We start from the raw sequence: 18,429 nt of genomic DNA, 5'->3' as shown, positions 1-18,429 counted from the left end.
TGAAAGTCCGTTAAGGCCTCCTTACCCGCGTCCCACGCGGGTAAGGAGGCCTTAACGGCGAACGGCAGTCAGGCTCAGCTCACCTCGGCCGGCTCGCGGTCGCCGCGCGGGGCCAGCACCGGCGCGAACACCACGGCCAGCAGGCAGAGCACGAACGGCACGGCGAACGCGACGTTCAGCGGCATCCACCGGGTCAGGCCGCCGATCAGGGCCGGGCCGGCCAGCAGGCCGACGTAACCCAGGCCGACCACCTTCGCCATCAGCGCGCCGGACGCGCGGGTGTCGAGGTTGCCCGCCGCGGTGAACAGCTGCGGCACGCCACCGGACAGGCCGAGGCCGAACAGCGCCCAGCCCACCAGCGCGAGCGGCACCCACGGCGAGAGCGAAGCGATGGCGAGGCCGACGGCGGCGAGGGCCGAGCCGTACCGCACGATCGCGGCCGGGCCGACCAGCGCGGCCACCCGGTCGGTCGCGAACCGGCCCACGGTCATCGCGACGGCGAACGAGCCGTAGCCCAGCGCGGCGGTGGCCGCGGACGTGCCCAGCACGTCCTGCAGGTGCAGCGCCGCCCAGTCGTTCGCGACGCCCTCGGACAGCATGAGCGCGAACGCCAGCGCGCCGAGCAGCCACACCAGGCGCATCGGCGGCCGGGTCCGCTGGGCCGGCGCCGTCTCCGTCGCCGCGGGCTTCGCCGGTTCCGCGTTGAGCAGGAACCGCCCGGCCACCAGCGAAAGGACCACACACACCGCGCCCGTGCCGCCCAGCGCGGCGGCCGTCGGTATCCCGGCCTTCAGCACGGCCGCGCCGACGAACGCGGCGATCGCCCCGCCGATCGACCACATGGCGTGGAACGAGGCCATGATCGGCCGCGGGTACGCGCGCTCGACGACCACGGCGTGGGAGTTCATCGCGACGTCGATCGAGCCGTTGAAGAAGCCGAACGCCACCAGCGTGAGGCCCAGCGACCACCAGCTGCCGGCGAGCCCCGGCCCGATCAGCGCGATGCCGAGCAGCACGCCGGACGTCGGCAGGACCAGGCGCTGGCCGAACCGGTCCGCGAGCGGGCCCACCACCTGCATCCCGGCGAACGCGGCCGCGCCGAGCACCAGCAGCAGCACGCCCAGCGTGCTGTGCGAGATGCCGGTGGAGCGCTCGACCACGGGGATGTGCACCACCCACATGCCGACCGCGAACCCGTTGAGGGCGAAGAAGGTCCAGGTCGCGACGCGGGCGGCGCGGGGCAACCCGGCGGGTGGGGGTCGATCGTTCATGATGGGCGGTTCCTCCTGGGTGTGGTCCTTCGATGATGCCACTAAACCCGGTAGTTCGTACAACCTAATTGTTCGAACAATCACCATTACTGTTCGTTTCCGGCCTGCGGCATGATGGTCGGGTGCACGACGCCGAACCGATCGACACCCCGTGAGCGGGGGCTACCTCAAGGGCCGGATCCGCCGGGAGGACATCATTTCGGCGGCCGCCACCGTGTACGGCGAAGCCGGCTACCACGGCTCGTCGCTGCGGGAGATCGCGAAGCGCGTCGGCATCAGCCACGCCGGCCTCCTGTACTACTTCCCCACCAAGGAGGCGCTGCTCGCCGCCGTGCTGGTGCGCCGGGACGCCGAGGACTCCGAGCGCGAGCAGCTGAACGTGCCGCCGGGCCTCGAGGTGCTCCGTCACTTCGTCGCGCTGGCCGGGCACAACGTGCGCCACCCCGGCATCGTCGACCTGTACTCGCGGCTGGCCGCCGAGGCGGTGGCGCCCGACCACCCCGCGCACGGCTACTTCGAGCGCCATTACGAGCAGGCCCGCGAGAGCGTGGTCGGCTCGTTCCGCGTGCTGTCCGCGAGCGGCGAGCTGCGCGAGGGCATCGACCCCGACTACGCGGCGCTGACGTTCATCGCGCTGATGGACGGGCTCCAGGTCCAATGGCTCACCGCCCCCGGCAGCGTCGACCTCGTCGGCTCCCTGCGCTTCTACCTGCAGAACCTGCTCACCGTGCCCCTCGGCTGAGGAGCCCCATCCGTCCCGCCCGATGCGCCCCAATGTGGCGTTCGGTGCGCTTAACGCACCCAATGTGGCGTTCGGTGCGTCCAACGCAACCAACGCCACATTGGGGCGCTTCACGCGACCCCGGCTAAAGAGTGGCGGCGTACGGGTCCCAGGCGTCCGGCAGGGCGGGCGGCACCTCGACCGTGCTCTCCACCTCGACCGCCTGGCCACGCGTGATCGATTCGTCGATGGCGAGCATCGCGTCGAGCACGTGGTAGGCCAGTTCGCCGGACGCGCGCTCCGGCACGCCGGCCCGGATCGCGCGCGCCAGCTCCAGCGCGCCCGTGCCCCGTGACGCCGCATGTCCTTGCGCGACAAGCTCTTCCGGCTCTTCGGCGCCGAGCAGGTGCAGCTGCGTGGACCCGTCGAACCGGTTCGGGTCCGGCAGCACGGCGGTGCCGAGCGTGCCCGACACCTCGACGAAGCCCGTGCGGGTCAGCGCCGAGTCGAAGCTCAGCACCACCTGCGCGCTGCCGCCGCGGGTGAACTCGACGAGCGCGGTCACCGTGGTCGGCACGGTCACCGGGAACTCGGTGCCCGCGCGCGGCCCGGAGCCGATCACGCGGGTCTCCCGCGCCCGCCCCCCGGCGCCGGTGACCCTGGCGATCGGGCCGAGGAGCTGGACCAGCTCGGTCAGGTAGTACGGCCCCATGTCGAGCAGCGGCCCGCCGCCGGCCTGGAACAGGAACTCCGGCGCCGGGTGCCAGCTCTCCGGCCCCGGCGTCTGGAACAGCGCCAGCGCCGTGCGCGGCTCGCCGATGCGCCCGGCGTCCACCGCGCGCCGGGCCGTCTGCAGCCCGGCGCCGAGCACGGTGTCCGGCGCGCTCGCGACGCGTAACCCCTTCTCCTGTGCGCGATCCAGCAGCTTGCGCCCGGTCTGCCGGTCGAGCGCGAGCGGCTTCTCCGCCCACACGCTCTTGCCCGCGTCCAGCGCGGACAGCCCGACCTCGACGTGCGCGGCCGGGATCGTGAGGTTCACGACCAGCTCGACGTCCGGGTGCGCGAGCAGCTCCGCGACCGTTCCCCCTTGCGGCACACCGTGTTTCGCCGCCTGCGCCGCCGCCCGCCCGACGTCGAGGTCCGCGACGGCGAGCACGCGCACGTCAGGGAAGGCCGTGAGGTTCTCCAGGTACGTGTCACTGATGACGCCGGCGCCGATCACGCCGACGCCGACCGGCCCGGTGCTCACTTCTCGGCGCCGGCGAGGAAGGCGAAGCTGCCGGCGATGGCCTCGAAGATGTCGCCGTCGTAGCGGTCGAACTCCACCACGCGCAACGCGTCCGGCGCCGCGGCGAGGATGTCCGCGAGCGGCACGCTGCCCTGGCCCGCCGGGACCTGGCCGGAGGCGTCGGTGGCGAGGGCGCCGTCCTTGACGTGGATAGCGCGCACGCGGTCGCCGAGGCGGCCGAGCAGCCCCGCCGCGTTCTCGCCGCCCGCGGTGGCCCAGTAGGTGTCGACCTCGAGCGCGATCGCCGGGTCGAGCTGGTCGGCGAACACCTCGAACGCGCTGCGCCCGTCGATCCGGGACTCCAGCTCCCACCAGTGGTTGTGGTAGCCGACCGTGATCCCGTGCTCCGCGCCGGTCTTCGCGGCCGCGTTCAGCGCGGCGGCGGTGGCGGCGATGTCGGCCGCGTCCTGCCACTGCTCGGGCTTGACCAGCGGGTCGATGACGATCCCGATGCCGAGCGACTTGGCGGCGGTGAACACGGCGTCCTGGTCGACGCCGATCAGCTGCGCGTGCGCGGTCGGCGCGGTGAGCCCGTTGGCCGGCAGCCCGGCGGCGAGCGCCTCGACGTTCTGGACCACGCCGTACGGCTCGACCTGGGTGAATCCGATGGCGGCCAGCCGCCGCAGGGTGTCGGCCGGGTCGGCCGCGAACTCGTCGCGGACCGAGTACAGCTGCACGGAGACCTTGCCCATTCCAGCTCCCTTGCTTCGGGGACAGGCCGCCGGAAGGGCGGCGTCGACAGATTTCTACCACCTGGTCAAAATTCACACCAGACGCTTTGCGGGTAGTCCGGCGCCTTCAGTAAGTCTTAAAAGGCAACTCAGCATGTGAACCGCTACTATGACCGGGTGATCTCACGAGAGGAGACGCCGGTGGCGGTCAGCGACCTGGTTCTCGTCACCGGGGCCGGTGGCGGGGTGGGCGGCGTGAGCCGCATCGTCCTGGAGCGGCTTCTGGCCGAGGGGGTGCCGGTGCGCGCGATGGTGCGACGCGACGACCAGCGCGCCGAAGAGCTGCGCGGGCTCGGGGCCGAGGTGGTCGTCGGCGACCTCACCCGGCCCCTCGACGTGGCCCGCGCCCTCGACGGCGCCGGGCGGATGTACTTCAGCATGAGCGTTTCGCCGGACTACCTGCTGGCCGCGACGGTCGTCGCCACCGTCGCGCAGGAGCACGGGCAGCTCGACGGGCTGGTGTCGATCTCCCAGATGACGGTCTCGCAGATGACCGCCACCAGCACCGCCGAATCGCACCAGCAGCGGCTGCACTGGCTGTCGGACCGGGTGCTGACCTGGTCCGGGCTGCCCGTGGTGCACGTCCGGCCGACCACGTTCCTCGACAACCCGCTGTTCACCACGCTCGCCGCGCACTCGATCCGCCGGGACGGCACGCTGGCGCTGCCGTTCGGCACCGGCCGCACCTCACCGGTCGCCGCGGCGGACGTGGGGCGCGTCGTCGCGACCGTGCTGCGCGACCCGGCGCCGCACCTCGGCCGCGTCTACGAGCTGACCGGGCCGCGCACGCTCGACATGGACGGTGTCGCCGCGGAATTCGGCCGGGCGCTGGGCGTTCCGGTGTCCTATGTGGACGTCCCGCTGGCGGAGTGGATCGCGGGGACGCTGTCCGCGGCGGGGCTGCCGCCGCACGCCGAGCAGCACATCGCGACCATGGCGAAGCTGCACCACGCGAACCGCTACGACCGCGCGACCCGTGACGTCGAGCTGGTCACCGGTGATCCCGCCATGACGATCGAGGAGTTCGTGGCCGCGCGCAGGGACTTCTATCTGGGTTGACCGGCGTCAGGGCAGGATCGAGTCGACGTACCCGCCGTCGACGCGCACGGCGCCGCCCGTGGTCGCGGACGCGAGCGGGGAACTGAGGTACACCACCAGGTTCGCGATCTCCTCGGGCTCGATCAGCCGCTGCAGCAGCGACTGCGGCCGGTGCTTCTTCATGAACTCGCGCTGCGCCTCCTCCCACGGCAGGTCCTTGTCCACCAGCTGGTAGACGAAGTCCTCGACGCCGCCGGTGTGCGTCGGCCCGGCGATCACGGAGTTGACGGTGACGCCGGACCCGGCGGCGTGCTTGGCGAACCCGCGGGAGACGCCGAGCAGCGCGGTCTTCGACGTGCCGTAGTGGATCATCTCGGCGGGGATGACCACCGCGGAGTCGCTGGCGATGTTCAGCACCCGGCCCCAGCCGCGGTCCATCATCGCGGGCAGCGCCAGCCGGATCAGCCGGACGGCGGCGAGGACGTTGACCTCGAAGTAGCGGCGCCAGTCGTCGTCGGTGATGCTCATCGGCTCCTGGGCGCCGAAGATCCCGAGGTTGTTGACCAGCACGTCGAGCTGCCCGGCGGCGGCGACCACCTGCCTGGCCCCTTCGTCGGTGGTGACGTCGCCGGCCCCGGCCGTGAACTCCCCGTCCGGCACCTCCCGCCGCAACGCGTCGATCGCCTTGCCGACGCTGCCCTCGCTGCGGCCGTTGACCACCACACGCGCCCCCGCCCGCGCCAGCCCGGCGGCGATCGCCGCGCCGATCCCCTGCGTCGAACCGGTGACCAGCGCGGTCTTCCCGGCGAGGTCGAGCTTCATCGTGGTTTCCTTCTCTCACTGGGCGGTCTTCGCCCAGCCGATCCTGCCCCGGGTTCGCTTCCCCCGCCCGCCGAAGCCCGAGGCGGCCGCTGTGCGACGCCAGCGTTCCGCGGGCACGGCGGGAGCCATGACCGACCGGACCCTCGGACTCGTGTACCCGACCCGGGACCGCGGCGAGGACGGCTTGACCCGCCTCGCTGCCCTCGTCGACCCGGCGCTCGCCGTGGAATTCGCCTACGTGCCGTGGAGCCCTGGTGAGCTGGGCCTGTTCCAGCTGCAGTTTCCTCGACGGGGTCGACGGCGCGCGGGCGCGGGCGCGCGCCTTGAGCGAGCGCCTCGGTGTGCCCGCGAGCAGCACGTCGCTGGCCTACCTGAGTGCCGCGGCGTACCTCGGGCTGCGCGGGTGGCCGGCCACCCGCGCGCGGACGCCGTGCTCGTGCCGGAAACGGCGCTGCACATGGCCACCCGCCCGCAGCTTCAGGCCCCGGCCGGCTCTCCAGCTGAGAGATCCTTGCGGTACACCAGGAAATCGCACGGTGTAGCCAGCAGCGGGGCCAGATGCGGGTAGGACTGGTCGATGGTCGCGGTCCGCACCACGCGGTAGCCGAGGCGGTCGTACCAGCCGGCGAGGAACTCCTTCGACGGGTGCGTCCAGTCGCGCGGGACGAGCAGTTCCAGCTGCATCTCGGCGCACGCACCGGCGCGGCACCACCGTTCGGCGAACCGCACCAGCGCGCGCCCGATGCCCGCGCCGCGCACGTCGGGGGCGGCGGCCAGCAGGCCGAACTCCCCCGCGCCGTCGTCCAGGCGGTGGATCCGCACGCTGCCGACGATCCGGCCGCCGAGCCGCGCCACGGCGATCTCCCCGGCGCGCACCAGGTCCGTCACCTCGGCGACTGTCGTCCGGTCCGCCCGCCCGGCCCACAGGCCCGCCTCGGCCGTCGCGTAGACGCGGTTGACCAGGGCGGTGACGGCGCCGACGACCTCCTCGTCCGCAGCGGCCGACGGCGGCAGCAGCTCGATCTCCGGCGTCACGCGAGCCCCGCGTCCACTGGGTCCGCGGGCTCGGGACGGGCCGCGCCGAAGCCGCCGTAGCGGCCGGCCTTGGCACGCTTGCGGACTTCGTCGAAGTGCCGGTGGACGGCCTCCGCCGCGGCGTCCGCGTCGCCGCTGACCAGCGCGTCGACGATCGCCTGGTGGCGCTTCGCGGTGCCCGCGGCCGACGTCGGGGGCCCGCCCAGCTCGGACTCCGCGGCCCGGTAGACGTCCCAGAACAGGCCAGTCAGCTCACGGGCCAGGTCGAAACCGGCCTCGGCGCAGATGAGGTCGTGGAACTCGCGGTCGGCCACCGCGGAGTCGGGGCCCTTGCGGCGCATCCGCGCGACGCACGCCTGCAGCTCGCCGACCAGCTCCGGCCGGTGGTCCAGCGCGACGCGGCTGGTCAGCTCCGTCTCGATCATCTCGCGCACTTCCAGCAGGTCGCGCAGCCGCCCGGCGTCACTCGTGCCGCGGGTGCGCGTGCGGAACAGCAGCCAGGTCTGCAGCGCCTCGGAGCCCGCGGAGCCGACGAACGTGCCGTAGCCGTGCCGGATCTCGACGATGCCCAGCGCCTGCAGCGCCTTGATCGCCTCCCGGATCGAGTTGCGGCTCACCCCGATGTCGTCCATCAGGCTCAGCTCCGTGGGCATCGGCGCGCCGGGCGGCAGGTCCCGTTCGATGATCAGGTCGATGATCCGCTTGGTGATCTCTTCACTGCGTTGAGGGCGCGCCAAAACATCTCTCCCCGGCTGTTCTTTCGTTCGCTGGCACGTCGCCATCGGAGGACATCCTACGTCATGCCCGGCTTGTTTCCCCCCGGTGACGCCCGGGTTGCGAAAGTGCTGCGGTCCCCTTGACCGGTACCCCCGCGGGTTCTAGGGTTCGGCCAAGTCATAGGACGTCCCATGTCCTACTTCTCGGAGACTTACTGGTGGGCGAAACACATCGAGTCAGGAGCCGTTATGTCGCGAACCGCCATGGGGACCGGCCCTTCGTTCAACCGGCGCGCGCTGCTGCGCTACGCCGGCATGGCAGGCGCCGCGGCGGCGTTCTCGTCGACGCTGGCCGCCTGCGGTGGTCCCGCTTCGACCACCAAGACCGGCAGCTCCACCGGCCTGGTCACCGCGGTGGTCGGCTACGGCAACAACCAGTCCTGGGACCCGCTGCAGACGGCCTCGGCGTTCTCCATGGCCGCCTTCCTGCACGTCTACGAGTCCCTGGTGGAGGGTGACCCGATCACCCGCGCCCCGTTCCCCGGCCTGGCCAAGGCGCTGCCCGCCGACGTGAGCGGCACGAGCATCAAGTTCGAGCTGCGGGACGGCGCCCAGTGGCACGACGGGCAGCCGGTGACCGCCGACGACGTGGTGTTCACCTACGCGCGCACTCTCGACGAGAAGGAGAACGTGCTCATCCACAGCTTCTTCTCCCAGTGGCTGAAGGAGGTGAAGAAGGTCGACGACCGGAGCGTCGAGTTCGTGCTGAAGTTCCCCTTCCCGTACGCGCTGCAGCGCATCCAGTCGTGCAAGATCCTGCCCCGGCACGTCTACGAGGGCAAATGGGCCGACGCCGCGGCCGGCAAGGTCGTCGGCTCCGGCCCGTACCAGATCACCGAGCAGGCGCCGCTGAGCCACACCTCGTTCGAGAAGTTCGCGGCCTACAACGGCCGGCGCCCGGCCGCCTACGACAAGATGCTGTGGAAGTCCATCGTGGACTCCGCCCCGCGGGTGGCCGCGATCTCCGGCGCGAAGCCGGACGCGCAGGTCGTGGAGAACATCCCCGCCGCCAACGCCGACCAGCTGCGCAAGGCCGGGCGCACGGTCGAGTTCGCCGACGGCGGCAACAACCTGTACCTGATGTTCAACACCGCGCACGCGCCGTTCGGGGACAAGCGCGTGCGCCAGGCGCTGCACTACGCCATCGACAAGAAGAAGATGGTCGACATCGGCCTGCGCGGCACCGGCACCCCCGGCACGTCTTTCATCAACCCGAAGCTGCCGCAGTCGCAGCCGGCGTCGCTGGACTTCGCCTACGACCCGGCGAAGGCCAAGCAGCTGCTGGCCGAGGCCGGGGTCGCCGGGCTGAAGATCTCCTTGTCCACCACCAACACCTCGCTGGTGCTCGACTGCGTGAAGGTGATCAAGGAGGGCTGGGACGCGATCGGCGTCGAGACCACTTTGGACTCCCAGGACACCAAGGCGCTGTTCTCCAAACTGGACAACGGCGGCGACTTCCAGGTCGTGTCCACCACGAACAACCCGATGCAGTTCGGCAACGACCCGGACCTGCTCATCCGCTACTACTACGACGCGCAGTCGCTGATGATGACGAAGTACGCGCGCTGGACGAACACCGACGCCCAGGCCCTGCTCGCGCTGCAGGACCAAGCGGCGCAGCAGGCCGACGAAGGCAAGCGCAACGGGCTGTACAAGCAGCTGCTCGACCTGATCTCCGAGCAGGCGGTGATCTACCCGATCGTCTTCACCCAGCTGGGCACGGCGTGGGACCCGAAGGCCATCACCGGGGTGCGCGCGCAGGGCTACCCCGGCCTCTACCTGAACCAGGCCAAGCCGGTCTGACCACGAGCCTTGCGAGTGCCCGGCATGCCCTGAAGGCCACCATGAGGGCATCAAGGTCCCTCATGGTGGCCTTCAGGGCACAAGGGCGCAGGCAAGATCCACTAGGAGACCCCGTGACCGTCGTCGTGCGGATGCTGGCCGGCCGCATCCTCGCCCTGATCCCGCTGCTGCTCGGCGTGATCCTGTTCGTGTTCATCGTGATGCGCTTCTCGCCCGTCGACCCGGCGCTCGCCGCGTTCAACGGGGCGAACGCCACCGCCGCGCAGCTGCAGCAGTTCCGGGCCGACAACGGCCTGCTCGACCCGCTGCCGCTGCAGTACGTGCACTTCGTCTGGCACCTGCTGCAAGGCGACTTCGGCACCAGCGTGATCACCAGGGAGCCGGTCGGGCAGACCATCGCCACCGCGCTCCCGCTCACCGTCCAGCTGACGCTGCTCGGGCTGGCGATCGCGCTGGTGCTGTCGATCGTGCTCGGCGTGACCTCGGCGCTGTTCCGCGACCGCTGGCCGGATCACCTGATCCGGGTGGTCACGCTCGCGGGGGTCGCGGCGCCGGCGTTCTGGATCGCCCTGCTGCTCGTGCAGTGGCTCGCCGTGGGCGAGGGCCTGTTCCCCACCAGTGGTTACGTCAGCCCGGCCGATTCGTTCTCCGGCTGGCTCAACTCGCTGACGCTGCCGGCGGTCTCGCTGTCGCTGCCGGTGGCCGCGCAGCTGACGCGCGTGATCCGCACGTCGATGGTGGAGGAGCTGGACAAGGACTACGTGCGCACCGCGCGCGGCGGCGGCCTGCCGCCCGTGGTCGTGGTGGGCCGCAACGTGCTGCGAAACGCGCTCGTGAACCCGTTGACCGTGCTGGGGCTGCGGGTCGGCTACCTGCTCGGCGGGGCCGTGGTGATCGAGACGATGTTCGCGCTGCCCGGCATGGGGCAGAACATGATCCAGGCCGTGCAGGACGGCGACACCGCCAAGGTGCAGGGTTTTGTCATCACGATCGCCGTGGGCTTCGTGCTGGTGAACCTGATCGTCGACGTGCTGTACCTGATCGCCAATCCGCGGCTGAGGAGCCACTCGTGATGCGCCCGGTGATCCGCCCGAACCTGACCGCGCGCCTGGCCCGGCCGGGCATCCGGTTCCGGAAGCTCCCGGCCACGTCGTGGGCCGCGCTGGGCGTGCTCGCGCTGCTGCTGCTCGTCGCGGTCCTCGGCACGCTGCTGGCCACGCACGACCCGGACGCGCTCAGCACCGACACCGGCGGCCCGGGCGCCGCGCACTGGTTCGGCACCGACCAGTCCGGGCGGGACGTCTTCTCCCGCCTGGTGGCCGGCACCCGCTGGTCGCTCGCGATCGGCCTCGGCGCCACGCTGCTCGCGCTCGCCACGGGTGTGGTGATCGGCTCGTTCGCGGCGACGTCCCGGCGCAAGGTGGACGCGGTCGTGATGCGCGTGATGGACGTGATCATGGCGTTCCCCGGCATCGCGCTGGCCGCGGTGCTGGTCGCCGTGTTCGGCCGCGGCATCCTGGTGCTGATCCTCGCGATCGGCTTCCTGAACATGCCGTCGGTGGCCCGGGTGGTGCGGGCGAACGTGCTCGCGCAGTACGGCGAGGACTACGTGGCCGCCGAGCGCGTGATCGGCGCGAAGCGGCTCTTCATCCTCACGCGGCACATCGCGGTCAACTGCGCGGCGCCGATCCTGGTGTTCTGCACGGTGACGGTGGCCGACGCGATCGTGTTCGAGGCGTCGCTGTCGTTCATCGGCGCGGGCATCCAGCCGCCGGACCCGTCGTGGGGCTCGGTGCTGGCCGACGGCAAGGACCTGGTGCTGACCGGCGGCTGGTGGGCGACGCTGTTCCCCGGCCTGCTGATCCTCTTCACCGTGCTGGCGCTGAACGTCCTGTCCGAGGGCATCTCCGACGCGTGGGCGGCGCCCTCGGGCCGCGACGGCAAGTCCGGCCGCGTGGCGCAGGAGATCGAGCAGGCCATCGCGGCCGGGGCGGACGCCGCCCCCGCGCTGCCGATCGCGGGCCTGCTGGAGGCCGGGGAACGGCTGGCGGCCAAGGCGCGTGACCTGACCGGGCAGCGCATGGTGCTGGAAGTGAAGAACCTCGCCATCGCGTTCCCCGACCGGCACGACGGCGTGAACGTGGTGGACGACGTGTCGTTCACCGTCCGCGCCGGCGAAGTGCTCGGGCTGATCGGCGAGTCCGGCTGCGGCAAGTCGCTCACCGCGCTTTCGGTGATGGGGCTGCAACCGGGCGCCGCGCGCCTGTCCGGCGAGATCCGGTTCGAGGGCGAGGACCTGCTCACCATGAAGCCGGGCGCCCGCCGCCGTCACCTCGGCCACGACATCTCCATGGTCTACCAGGACGCGCTCAGCTCGCTGAACCCGGCGATGACGATCCGCGCGCAGCTCAAGCAGTTCACCCGCCGCGGCGGCACCCGCAGCCCGGAAGAGCTGCTGGAGCTGGTGAACCTCGACCCCGGCCGGACACTGCGCGCGTACCCGCACGAGCTGTCCGGCGGCCAGCGCCAGCGCGTGCTGATCGCGATGGCGCTCTCCCGCAGCCCTCAGCTGATCGTGGCCGACGAGCCGACCACCGCCCTCGACGTGACCGTGCAGGCCCAGATCATCGCGCTCCTGCTGCGGCTGCAGGAGGAGCTGGGCTTCGCGCTGATCCTGGTCTCGCACGACCTCGCGCTGGTCTCCGACGTCGCCGACCGCGTCGTGGTGATGTACGGCGGGCAGGTGGCCGAGACCGGCGCCACCGCGCAGGTGATCGGCTCGCCGCGGCACCACTACACCCGCGGCCTGCTCGGCGCGGTGCTGTCGCTGGAGGAGCACGAGGCCACGCTCACCCAGATCAAGGGGGTGGTCCCCGCGCCCGCGGACTTCCCGCCCGGCTGCCGGTTCGCCGCGCGCTGCCCGGCGGCGCGCGGGCAGTGCTTCGAAGTGGCTCCGGACCGGGTGGGCGATCAGGCCGGACACGTCGTGGCCTGCCATTACCCGGCCGAGCGCACGACGCCGGTGATCGCGGAAGGGGCGCCGGTATCAATCCGGCCAAAAGTAGGCGGACCGTGGTGACCTTCTTGTGTACAGCCGATTCCGCCGTGACTGTGGTCGGATTGATAACGAAAGGCACAGTATGAGCTTGGTCGAAGTCGACGGTGTGCATGTGGTGCACCGGATCCGGGCGGCGAGCCTGTTCGGGCGCGACAGCGTGTACGCGCTCACCGACGCGAACCTGACCATCTCCGCGGGCGAGACCGTGGGTGTGGTCGGCGAGTCCGGCTGCGGCAAGTCCACGCTCGCCAAGGTGCTCGTCGGGCTGCAGCGCCCGACGTCGGGAACCGTGCGCTACCAAGGAAAGCCGCTTTCGGAGCTGCGTGCGGCCGACGTCGGCCGCCGGGTCGGGATGATCTTCCAGGACCCGGCCACGGCGCTGAACCGGCGGCTGCCGGTCGCGAAGATCCTGCGCGACCCGCTCGACGTGCACCACGCCGGCTCCCCCGCCGAACGCGAGGAGCGCGTGCGGGAGCTGATGGGGCTGGTCGGGCTGCCGGGCAGCGTGGCCGACGCCGTGCCCTCGCAGCTGTCCGGCGGGCAGCGCCAGCGCGTCGCGATCGCGCGGGCCCTCGCGCTGGGCCCGGACCTGCTGGTGGCGGACGAGCCGACGTCCGCGCTGGACGTCTCGGTCCGCGCGCAGATCCTGAACCTGCTGATCGACCTGCGCGAACGGCTCGGGCTCGCGATGGTCTTCGTCTCGCACGACATCCAGACCGTGCGGCGGATGAGCGACCGGATCGTGACGATGTACCTCGGCCGCGTCGTCGAAACGGCGCCGGCCGCGGAACTTCCTTCCGGCGCCCGGCATCCCTACACCCGGGCGCTGTTCTCGGCCACGCCGAGCCTGCTGCACCCGGTCGAGCCGATCGTCCTCAGTGGACCCGTCCCGTCCGCCACGGCACCGCCGCCGGGCTGCCCGTTCCACACCCGGTGCCCGAAGGCCACGGACGAGTGCGCGGCAGCGCTGCCGCCGCTCACCGAGACCGCCGGGCACGCCTACCGCTGCATCCACCCAGAGACCCTCACCGGAGTGAACGCCTCATGACCGCGACGAAGTTCGCCGGCATCATCCCGCCCCTGTGCACCCCCTTCAACGACGACTTCACCGTCGACACCGAGTCGCTGCGCCGCCACATCGAGGTCCAGCTCGACGCGGGCGTGCACGGCGTCTTCGTGCTCGGCTCGTCCGGCGAGGTCGCGTTCCTGCCCGACGCGCAGCGCCGCGTCGTCGTCGAGACGGCCGTGGACCAGGTCGCCGGCCGTGTGCCGGTGCTGGCGGGCTGTATCGACATGACGACCCAGCGCGTGGCCGAGCACGTGAAGACCGCCGAAGCGGCCGGCGCCGACGCGGTCGTGATCACCGCGCCGTACTACACGCGCACGCACGTGACCGAGATCGACCGGCACTTCCGGCTGCTGCACGAGCAGACCGTGCTGCCGATTTTCGCCTACGACATCCCGGTCGCAGTGCACACCAAGCTCGACCGGAACCTGGTGCTCGACCTGGCCGAGGCGGGCGTGCTCGCCGGGCTGAAGGACTCCAGCGGCGACGAGGCCGGCTTCCGCTTCGTGCTCAAGGAACGGCGTGAGCGCGGGCTGGACCGGTTCGCCGTGTTCACCGGCTCGGAGCTGCTCGTGGACTCGGCGCTCGCCATGGGCGCCGACGGCGCCGTGCCGGGGCTCGGCAACGTCGACCCCGTCGGCTACGTGCTGATCTACGACCACTGCCGCTCCGGCAACCCGCACGCCGCGCGCCGTGAACAGGAACGCCTGCTCACGCTGTTCGGCATCATCGACGTGGCGGCGCCGGACCGGATGGGCCGCGGCTCGGCCGCACTCGGCGCGTTCAAGGCGGCGATGAAGATGCGCGGGTTCATCGACAACGCTGTCATGGCGCCGCCGCAGCTGCCGCTGAACGACGACGAACTGTTGCGCATCAAGGAGAAGCTCGCGGAAGCGGGGTTGCTCTAGATGGTCGCCTTCGACCGGATCCACTACGGGGGCGACTACAACCCCGAGCACTGGTCCCCCGAGGTGTGGGACGAAGACGTGAAGCTGATGGCCGAGGCCGGGGTCTCCCTGGTGACCATGGGGATCTACTCCTGGGCACAGGTGGAGCCGCGGCCCGGCGAGTTCGACTTCGGCTGGTTCGACACCGTGATGGACAAGCTCTCAGGCAACGGCGTCGCGGCCTGCCTGGCGACCATGACGGCGTCGCCGCCACCGTGGCTGTCCCACCGGTACCCGGAGATCCTGCCGGTCCGCGCGGATGGCACCCGGCTCTCGGCGGGCGCGCGGCAGCAGTTCTGCCCGTCCAGCCAGGTGTTCCGCGAGCACGCGGCCCGGCTCGTCGAGCAGGTCGCCACGCGTTACGCCGGGCACCCGGCGCTGGCCATGTGGCACATCGGCAACGAGTTCGGCTGCCACATCCGCGCGTGTTACTGCGAGAACTCCGCCGCGGACTTCCGGCGCTGGCTCCGGCGCCGTTACTCCACAATGGACTCGCTGAACGCCGCGTGGAGCACCACGTTCTGGTCGCAGCGTTACGAGGACTGGGCGGAGATCGAGCCGCCGCGCGTCGCGCCGACCTTCCCGAACCCCGCGCAGCAGCTGGACTACCACCGGTTCTCCTCCGACGCCGCCCTCGGCTGCTACCTGACCGAGCGCGAGGTGCTCAGCCGCGTGACGCCGGACGTGCCGGTGACCACGAACTTCGTCGGCCTGGTGCAGAAGGCGCTCGACTGGCACACGTGGACGCCGCATGAGGACATCGTCAGCCTCGACTCGTACCCCGACCCGCACGAACCGCGCAGCCATGTGGAGGCGGCGTTCGCGTACGACCTCGTCCGGTCCACGAAGGACGGACAGCCGTGGATGCTGCTGGAGCAGGCGCCGAGCGCGGTGAACTGGCGCACCCGCAACGGCCCGAAGCCGCCCGGGGCGATGCGCCTGGGCAGCTGGCAGGCCGTGGCGCGCGGCGCGGACGCCGTCCTGTTCTTCCAGTGGCGCCAGACTTCCGGCGGGGCCGAGAAGTTCCACTCGGCGATGGTGCCGCACGGTGGCCGGGACACCCGCGCGTTCCGCGAGGTGCGGGACCTGGGCCGCGAGCTGGCCGCGCTGCCGCAGCTGGCGGACACCCGCGTGCACGCCGACGTCGCGATCCTGCACGACTGGCCCAGCTGGTGGGCGCTGGAACTGGACTCCCACCCGTCCGACGACCTGCGCCAGCTCGACACGCACCTCGCGCACTACGCACCACTGTTCGACGCCGGTGTCACCTGCGACGTCGTGCGGCCGACGCGAGAGCTGTCCGGTTACAAGCTCGTGGTGGTGCCGAATCTGTACCTGATGGACGCCGGGGTCGCGGAGAACCTGCGGTCCTATGTGGCCGGTGGCGGGCACCTGGTGGTGTCCTTCTTCTCCGCCATCGTGGACGAAAACGACCGCGCGTACCTCGGCGGCTACCCGGCCCCGCTGCGCGACGTGCTGGGGCTGCGGGTGGACGAGTTCTGGCCGCTGCCCGAAGGCGGCTCGATAAGTATTGACACGGCGGGGAAAGCGGCGACCGGCACGATCTGGTCCGAGTGGGTGCAACCCGAAGGCGCGTCGGTGATCACGACGTTCGGCGACGGCTCGTTGGCGGGCCGCGCCGCGGTGACCCGGCACGAGTTCGGCGACGGGGTCGCCTGGTACCTCGCGACGCGGCCGGACCCGGTGGCCATGCGGGCGCTGTTCGACCGGGTCACTGCCGAAGCCGGGGTCAAGCCGGTGCTGCCGGACCTGCCCGACGGCGTGCAGGCAATCGTCCGGGAAGCGGCCGGGGGAAGCGCTTACTTGTTCCTGCTCAACCACGGCGCGGAGGCGGTCACCGTGCCGCTGCCCGAGCCCGCTCGTGACCTGCTCACCGATCCCGGCCGTCTTGTCGGCTCGGTGCCGCTGGCGCCGCGCGGGGTGGCCGTCCTGACCCGAGGTGAAGGGAAAACCCACTGATGAGAGCGACTGCCCGCTGGGGGCTGGCCTTCGTCGTACTGCTGTCCGGGCTGCTCGTGCCCGGCGCGGCGACGGCCAGTGCTCCAGTCCCGCAATTCGACCAGCAAGCCCTTTTCAACCCCCATCAGGAAACCGGGTACGCCTGTTTCCGCATCCCCGCGATCGTCCGCAGCACGCACGGCACCCTGCTCGCGTTCGCCGAGGGGCGCGTCGACAACTGCGGCGACACCGGTGACATCGACCTGGTGCTCAAGCGCTCGGCCGACGGCGGCAGGACCTGGTCCCCGCTGCAGGTGGTCAACCCCGGCGACGGCGACACCCACGGCAACCCGGTGCCCATTGTGGACAGCCGCACCGGCCGGATCGTCTTGATCACCACGTACAACAAGGGCCGCGACGACGACAAGGCATGCGACGTCCCGTGCCCGCGGTCCCCGCACTCGCAGTACAGCGACGACGACGGCCGCACCTGGTCCGCGCCCGTCGACATCAGCGCGCAGGCGAAGCTGCCGGCGTGGGATTCGTGGTACGCCTCGGGCCCGGTGCACGGAATCCAGCTGGCCCAGGGCCGTCACGCGGGCCGGCTCGTCTTCGGCGTCAACGCCGAGCGCAGCGACGGCACGAACTCGATCGAGAACTACGCCGCCCTGATCTACAGCGACGACGACGGCGCGAGCTGGCACGTCGGCGCCGTCGACAGTTACCCGCACCCGGTCGGCGGGACGTACACACAGAAGCCGTCCGAAGTCAGCGTCGTGGAACTGCCCGACGGCACGATCTACGCCGGCGGCCGCGAGCAGGGCGGCACCGACGTCGGCAACCGTGACTACGCGCTGAGCCGCGACGGCGGCGAGACGTTCAGCCGGAACTTCACCACCATCCCCGACCTCGTCACGCCGATGGTGCAGGGCTCGCTGCTGCGCCTGCAGCGCCCGGGCGGCGAGCGGATCCTGTTCGCCTCGCCGTCGGACACCGACCGGCGCCGCTGGATGATGGTCCGCTCGTCCTACGACAACGGCCGCACCTGGGAGAACGCCGAGCAGGGCACCCGCGTGACCACGGACTGGTCGGGCTACTCCGACCTGGTGCAGCTCAGCGACCAGCGGGACCCGGACGCGAAGATCGGCCTGATGTACGAGGGCGGCGCCGTCGACGCCCGTGACGAGATCCGCTTCGCGCGCTTCGACGAGGCCTACCTCGGGCATCACTCGGCCGGGCCGACCACCCCCGACGTCTCCAGCACGCACGCCGACGCGCGGGTCCTCGGCGGCGCCTCGGTGACGGCGGGCCGGTTCGGCGGGGCGCTGAACCTGGACGGGGCCGACGATTTCGTCCGCGTCCCGTACTCGCCGTCGCAGCTGCCGGGCTCGGGTGACTTCACCTTCACCACGTGGTTCCGCTACGGCGCGGTGAAGGACCCGCAGGTGCTGTTCTGGCTGGGCGGCATGGGCACGACGGCGCCGCAGCTGTGGCTGCGCGGCGAACCCGCGTCGCACCGGCTCATCGCCGCCATGACCACGCCGGCGGGCACGAAGTCCGTCACCACCGCACAGGCCTACGACGACCAGGCCTGGCACCACGTGGCCCTGGAGCGCACGGCGGGCCGGCTGACGATCCTGGTCGACGGGGCCAAGGTCGCCGACGGGCCGGACTCCCCCGGCTCGGTCAGCCAGACCGTGTCGTTCCAGCTCCTGCTGGGCGAACGGCTCGACGGCGCCTACCACCTGAACGGCGCACTGGACGACACCCGGCTCTACCGCCGGGCCCTCGCACCGTCCGAAGTGGACCGGATCCGGCTGCACGCGGCCGACGTCCGGCCGGGGCCGGTGCTGCGGCTGCCCTTCGACCGCGTCCGCTCGTGAGTGTTCATGACGGTTAGAACCGTCATAAACA

The 18,429-nt window shown here is 71.4% G+C and carries 15 protein-coding genes; 9 read left to right on the top strand and 6 right to left on the bottom strand.

What is annotated here, in order from left to right; genetic code table 11:
* Nucleotides 1–74: 74 nt before the first annotated feature.
* Nucleotides 75–1,271, bottom strand: a complete 1,197-nt coding sequence (locus tag OG943_RS04665) for an MFS transporter (protein WP_328608419.1) — start codon at nt 1,269–1,271, stop codon at nt 75–77.
* Nucleotides 1,272–1,422: 151 nt separating this feature from the next.
* Here OG943_RS04665 and OG943_RS04660 point away from each other — a divergent pair, with 151 nt between their 5' ends.
* Nucleotides 1,423–2,013 (top strand): TetR/AcrR family transcriptional regulator, encoded by a 591-nt coding sequence (locus OG943_RS04660; RefSeq protein WP_328608418.1) that lies wholly within the window; start codon nt 1,423–1,425, stop codon nt 2,011–2,013.
* Nucleotides 2,014–2,137: 124 nt separating this feature from the next.
* Here the strand turns inward: OG943_RS04660 and OG943_RS04655 are convergent, their stop codons facing one another.
* Both OG943_RS04655 and OG943_RS04650 read right to left on the bottom strand, forming a co-directional pair.
* Complete coding sequence (locus tag OG943_RS04655; RefSeq protein WP_328608417.1) at nt 2,138–3,241, bottom strand: Gfo/Idh/MocA family protein; 1,104 nt, start codon at nt 3,239–3,241, stop codon at nt 2,138–2,140.
* The gene (locus OG943_RS04650) at nt 3,238–3,972 is read right to left on the bottom strand and encodes a sugar phosphate isomerase/epimerase family protein (protein ID WP_328608416.1); all 735 of its coding nucleotides are present in this window, start codon (nt 3,970–3,972) and stop codon (nt 3,238–3,240) included. Before OG943_RS04650 ends, OG943_RS04655 begins: the two co-directional genes overlap by 4 nt.
* A gap of 156 nt (nt 3,973–4,128) precedes the next feature.
* Here OG943_RS04650 and OG943_RS04645 point away from each other — a divergent pair, with 156 nt between their 5' ends.
* Nucleotides 4,129–5,070: an NAD(P)H-binding protein gene (locus OG943_RS04645; RefSeq protein ID WP_328608415.1), complete on the top strand. Its 942-nt coding sequence runs from the start codon at nt 4,129–4,131 to the stop codon at nt 5,068–5,070.
* A gap of 6 nt (nt 5,071–5,076) precedes the next feature.
* Here OG943_RS04645 and OG943_RS04640 read toward each other — a convergent pair whose 3' ends face one another.
* The 3 genes from OG943_RS04640 to OG943_RS04630 form a co-directional block, all read right to left on the bottom strand.
* Entirely contained in the window at nt 5,077–5,871 is a 795-nt protein-coding gene (locus OG943_RS04640; RefSeq protein WP_328608414.1) for an SDR family NAD(P)-dependent oxidoreductase, read from the bottom strand.
* A 477-nt stretch (nt 5,872–6,348) separates the two neighbouring features.
* Nucleotides 6,349–6,906, bottom strand: coding sequence for a GNAT family N-acetyltransferase (locus OG943_RS04635; RefSeq protein WP_328608413.1), 558 nt, complete (start codon nt 6,904–6,906; stop codon nt 6,349–6,351).
* Nucleotides 6,903–7,643, bottom strand: a complete 741-nt coding sequence (locus OG943_RS04630; protein ID WP_328608412.1) for a FadR/GntR family transcriptional regulator — start codon at nt 7,641–7,643, stop codon at nt 6,903–6,905. The genes OG943_RS04635 and OG943_RS04630 overlap by 4 nt, the downstream gene beginning before the upstream one ends.
* Nucleotides 7,644–7,871: 228 nt before the next feature.
* On the opposite strand from OG943_RS04630, the gene OG943_RS04625 reads away from it, so the two are divergent.
* The 7 genes from OG943_RS04625 to OG943_RS04595 all read left to right on the top strand — a co-directional run bounded on the left by OG943_RS04625 (nt 7,872) and on the right by OG943_RS04595 (nt 18,398).
* Nucleotides 7,872–9,485, top strand: coding sequence for an ABC transporter substrate-binding protein (locus tag OG943_RS04625; RefSeq protein ID WP_328608411.1), 1,614 nt, complete (start codon nt 7,872–7,874; stop codon nt 9,483–9,485).
* 113 nt (nt 9,486–9,598) lie between these two features.
* Complete coding sequence (locus tag OG943_RS04620) at nt 9,599–10,558, top strand: ABC transporter permease (protein ID WP_328608410.1); 960 nt, start codon at nt 9,599–9,601, stop codon at nt 10,556–10,558.
* The gene (locus OG943_RS04615) at nt 10,558–12,564 is read left to right on the top strand and encodes a dipeptide/oligopeptide/nickel ABC transporter permease/ATP-binding protein (protein ID WP_328612003.1); all 2,007 of its coding nucleotides are present in this window, start codon (nt 10,558–10,560) and stop codon (nt 12,562–12,564) included. The genes OG943_RS04620 and OG943_RS04615 overlap by 1 nt, the downstream gene beginning before the upstream one ends.
* A gap of 61 nt (nt 12,565–12,625) precedes the next feature.
* Entirely contained in the window at nt 12,626–13,591 is a 966-nt protein-coding gene (locus OG943_RS04610; protein ID WP_328608409.1) for an ABC transporter ATP-binding protein, read from the top strand.
* Nucleotides 13,588–14,517 carry a dihydrodipicolinate synthase family protein gene (locus OG943_RS04605; RefSeq protein ID WP_328608408.1) on the top strand — a complete coding sequence of 310 codons (930 nt, stop codon included), beginning with the start codon at nt 13,588–13,590 and terminating at the stop codon, nt 14,515–14,517. The genes OG943_RS04610 and OG943_RS04605 overlap by 4 nt, the downstream gene beginning before the upstream one ends.
* Nucleotides 14,518–16,536 carry a beta-galactosidase gene (locus OG943_RS04600; RefSeq protein ID WP_328608407.1) on the top strand — a complete coding sequence of 673 codons (2,019 nt, stop codon included), beginning with the start codon at nt 14,518–14,520 and terminating at the stop codon, nt 16,534–16,536.
* Nucleotides 16,536–18,398, top strand: a complete 1,863-nt coding sequence (locus OG943_RS04595; protein WP_328608406.1) for a sialidase family protein — start codon at nt 16,536–16,538, stop codon at nt 18,396–18,398. Before OG943_RS04600 ends, OG943_RS04595 begins: the two co-directional genes overlap by 1 nt.
* The last annotated feature ends 31 nt before the right edge of the window (nt 18,399–18,429 follow it).

The sequence above is a fragment of the Amycolatopsis sp. NBC_00345 genome (genome assembly GCF_036116635.1).
In the GTDB taxonomy this organism is placed as follows: Bacteria; Actinomycetota; Actinomycetes; order Mycobacteriales; family Pseudonocardiaceae; genus Amycolatopsis.
Note: the sequence above shows the minus strand (reverse complement) of the source record. Positions and strands in the feature narration are given on the sequence as shown.